We start from the raw sequence: 2,611 nt of genomic DNA on the forward strand, positions 1-2,611 counted from the left end.
CAGAAAGCAGTGACATAGTGCTATACCTCGCTGGCGTCAATAAACATAGGGGTTTGGGCGTTGCTGGTGACGCGCGATGGAGAACGGCGGCCAGTATGGATGAGGCGGACGGCTCTATGGACGGCTGGAAGGGTGAGGTGAGCACGTTCGATCATCCAGGGTGCGAACTTGACGACCTGTTTTGCTGGCAAGGTCTTCTGCTCGATCAGTTGGCGAACCGACGCGTCACTGATCGCGAGCGTTTCGGCTGCTTGTTGCATCGTGATCCAGAGGCGCTGCTCGGGCGGCGGACATGCCGGAAAACCTTTGGTGTGTCGAACGTGCTGGACACGCTTCTCCGTCCATGTGTTGGCGTGACCTGTCCGATAACCCAGTCGGTTCAGGATAGACACGATGGCGCGATCGTCGCAGACAAGAGCGAGGTCACGAATCAAGTCCGTTACTTGCTCCGAGTTGACGTTGTTGTGGTCGCCGGTCCTGTTCTTGCGCACCGTCAGTTGGGTATGAGAGCCGCCGGCCCAGTGCAGCCTGAGGTGAACGGCGGGAGGCTCATCGGTAGTGTCGGCGACGACTTCCTCCAGCACGGTTCTGAGGATGCGCTTCTTCAACGCCATCGGCGAGTCGGGATGATCCCACAGACGTTCGAGATCGTCGCCGAGTGCGAGTAACTGCGCGCGCTGTTCCGGCGTGAGCTGCGGTGCCGATGCGGTGACTTCTTCGAGGCGGCGCTCCAGGTCGGCGGCATGTGTCAGCGCGTTGTTCCATCGCTTCTCCAGCTCGGCAGCGACGAGGCGGTTCTCCGGCTCCGTCGCCTGGTACTGCCGTTCGATGCGGCCGGCTTCATAGCGCGCCTTCTGGAGCGCGAGTTCGAGCGAGCGCCGCTTCTCATCGGTGCGGGTCGGAGTCTGGTCGAGTGCATCGAGCGCGGCCTGCACACCGAGAGGACGCAGGGCTTCGAGCACCTCGGCTGCGATCTCCCGGTCGACCCGCCAGCCAGCGAAGGTGATGCAACTGCGCTTCAACTTATGGGCACGGTCTCCGCTGCACCAGTAGCGCGGCAGCGGCCCGTCCCGCTTGCTGGGTGTGTAGAAGACCTGGAGGGCGCGGCCGCAACGTGCGCATCGCAGCAGTCCCGCCAGCAGCGCGGGGCCGTTACGAGCCGCGCCGTTCGGTCCTCCCATGCGAGCGTTCCAACCTGCGTTGGAGCGGATCTGTTCCTGGTTACGCATGAACTCTTCCCACGTTATATACCCTTCGTGGTGATCCGGGATGACGACTTCCCACTGATCCTGGGGTCGGGCGTGACCGCGCGTCTTCCGTGCTCGGCCATCGACGATGGAGGTGCGTGTGTGCTTCCTGCCCCAGACGAAGACGCCAGCGTAGGCCGGGTTCTTGAGGATGCCGCAGAGGCTGGAGTAGATCGGTTCGATCCACACCGTCTTGCGGTTGCCGGACTCGCGCGAGAGGACGGGAAGCGGGAGTTTTTCGTCGCGATACCAGAGCAGCACCTGACGCACGCTGCCCAGTTCATGGAACTTGCGAAAGATGCCAGCGATGGCCTCCTGCACCTGACGGTCAGGGGTCTTCTCGATGCCTTCCTCTTCGGTGCGGACGTAGCCGACAGGCACCTGCGTCATCACGATGCCGCGCCGCACCTTCTGTCGATGTGCCTCCATCGCGCGCTGACGAAGCAGGCTGATCTCGAACTCGCTCATGGTGCCCTTGAGGCCGAGCAGGAGTCGGTCGTTGAGCAGGCTTGGATCGTAGACGCCGTCGTGGTCGATGACCAGTGTCCCGGCCATCGCGCAGAGATCGATCAGGTGATGCCAGTCGCGGTTGTTGCGAGCCAGACGCGAGGCCTCCAGGGCGAAGACGGCACCGACCCTGCCGGAGCAAACGGCCTCAAGCAATCTGCCGAAGCCGGGACGTTCGACCGAGCCCGTTCCAGTGCGGCCCTGATCTTCATCGATCACGATGACACGCTGAAAGCCCAGCGTGTGTGCCCGCTCGCGAAGGTCGTACTGGCGACGTTGCCCTTCAAGACGCGTCCGGACTTGTTGCATGGAGGACTGCCGCACATAGACGCAGGCCTCCCGATCAATGTGAATGGCTTGAATCTTCTCGCTCATCGCTCTCCTGTTCTACGTGGCTTGCGCCGCTCACTGCTGCGAGCAGCATCTGGCTGAGTAACTCGCGGCAGCGCGCCTGCGCTGTCTGAGGAAGCTGTTGTGGGTTGGGCTTGTCCCAGGGAAGATATCCCTGACGCGGTGGGCTCACAGAATGCACCTCCTGGCGAAGATGCTTCTGAAGGTAGCGGCCTAGGAGGATCGGCGTCGCCTGGCTGCGCGTCGATCAAAGACCGAAGTGCAACCAGCGCGGAGAGCGCAATCAGAGGACGTTCGGCCACCGACATCCCACGGCAGTGTTCCTCATCGAGCATCCATGCGGGAACGACGAGCTGATCGCCGCTGGGAAGAAGCAACTGAAGCTGGTCCCGAGGCTGACCGGAAAACGAAACCCGCCGAACCAGCGTCACCGCTTGGCCAAACTGAGGATGATGAGGATAGTGAATCGTCAGAGAAACATGGGTAGTGTGTGAGTGCTTCGCAGA

1 protein-coding gene is annotated in these 2,611 nt (G+C 62.2%); it reads right to left on the reverse strand.

Annotation, left to right across the window (positions count from 1 at the left end; all coding sequences use genetic code 11):
* Positions 1 to 20: 20 nt before the first annotated feature.
* On the reverse strand, positions 21 to 2,129 hold the full coding sequence (locus OHL14_RS00030) for a recombinase family protein (RefSeq protein ID WP_263377256.1): 2,109 nt from the start codon (positions 2,127 to 2,129) through the stop codon (positions 21 to 23).
* Positions 2,130 to 2,611 lie beyond the last annotated feature (482 nt).

The sequence above is a fragment of the Granulicella paludicola genome (genome assembly GCF_025685545.1).
Classification (GTDB): Bacteria; Acidobacteriota; Terriglobia; order Terriglobales; family Acidobacteriaceae; genus Granulicella; species Granulicella paludicola.